The 1,421-nt window shown below is 35.5% G+C and carries 2 protein-coding genes; both read left to right on the forward strand.

What is annotated here, in order from left to right; translation table 11 throughout:
- Window positions 1-77 precede the first annotated feature (77 nt).
- The gene (locus FTV27_RS17010) at window positions 78-977 is read left to right on the forward strand and encodes a cation diffusion facilitator family transporter (protein ID WP_005028603.1); all 900 of its coding nucleotides are present in this window, start codon (window positions 78-80) and stop codon (window positions 975-977) included.
- Between the two features lie 186 nt (window positions 978-1,163).
- A partial coding sequence (locus FTV27_RS17015; protein WP_180079339.1) for a recombinase family protein occupies window positions 1,164-1,421 on the forward strand: 258 nt, incomplete at its 3' end.

Consider the following 1,421-nt stretch of genomic DNA (forward strand, 5'->3'; position numbering starts at 1 on the left):
TTAGTCGATTTACAGCAGAGATATTGGCTGTTATCCAATATCTCTGCTCATCATAAATAGAATAAGGAAAATATTTTATGTCAGAACATCATGATCATAGCCATGCGGTTGTTACTGAAGAAAATAGTAAGAAGTTAATGGTTGCCTTAGGTTTAACGACTACTTTTTTAATAGTAGAAGTTGTCGCTGCTTTTATTACCCAAAGTTTGGCTTTGTTATCTGATGCAGCTCATATGTTTACTGATGTAGCCGCTTTAGCTATTGCTCTTGCCGCTATCAAAATTGGTAAAAAAGCCGCAGATGATAAAAGAACTTTTGGCTATCAGCGATTTGAAATTTTAGCGGCTCTGTTTAATGCGGTGATGCTTTTTGTGGTAGCAATATATATTGTATATGAAGCTTATCAACGTTTTACGAATCCTGCTGAAATTCAAAGTGTTGGAATGATGATTGTCGCGGTCATTGGTTTGGTCATAAATTTGATTTCAATGAAAATCCTTTCTGCTAGTGCTGAAGGAAGTCTAAATATAAAAGGTGCATATTTAGAAGTTCTTAGTGATGCTCTAGGATCGATAGGCGTGATTATCGGAGGAATAGTTATTTATTTTACCCAGTGGATGTGGGTTGATACCGTAATCGCTGTGTTAATTGGCTTCTGGGTCTTACCTCGAACTTGGATTTTATTAAAACAAAGTATTCATATTCTGCTTGAAGGAGTTCCTGATGAGATTGATATTGAGTCGTTAAGAAATGATTTATTGAAGCTAGAGGGCGTTGAAGGGATTCATCAGTTGAAAGTCTGGGCTATATCCTCAAGAAATATTCATTTAACTGCTCATTTGGTTGCTCCGAATAGCAATACAGATCAACTCTATCAAAAGGCCTTAGAAGTTCTAAAACATAATCATAATATTACTGAAATTACGTTACAAATAGAAAATACGAAATGTAATACATTGAACCAACATAAACACTAATTTGGACTTTAGTCTTCATATAGATGTTTTGTGTAACTTTAAAGTATACCCTAAAGTTACAATCTGAAAGTTCATGAAATTATGTATCATTTAAATGATTTTTAATCATAAGTAACATGTAACTTTAGTGTTAAAGATTTATAATTTACGAAATTGTTCATTTTTATCCAATTGGGGCGTGAAAAAGTGAAAGGCCAAAAAGTAGGGTATGTCCGGGTAAGTTCTGTCGAGCAAAACACTGGACGTCAACTTGAAGGAATTGAGGTCGACCGGATTTTTGTTGACCGTGCTTCAGGTAAAAATACTGACCGACCTAAATTTCAGGAAATGTTGAACTATGTCCGGGAAGGGGACAGGGTGATTGTACATTCAATGGATCGTTTTGCGCGAAGCCTAAAAGATTTGGTCACTGAAGTAGATAAACTGGTCAAACGAGGGATCGCC

The sequence above is a fragment of the Acinetobacter sp. YH12251 genome, from assembly GCF_013417465.1.
In the GTDB taxonomy this organism is placed as follows: domain Bacteria; phylum Pseudomonadota; class Gammaproteobacteria; order Pseudomonadales; family Moraxellaceae; genus Acinetobacter; species Acinetobacter amyesii.

What these genes read in the sequence shown, in the direction of transcription:
- FTV27_RS17010 (WP_005028603.1), top strand. Translation starts at nt 78, where the DNA reads ATGTCAGAACATCATGATCATAGCCATGCGGTTGTTACTGAAGAAAAT.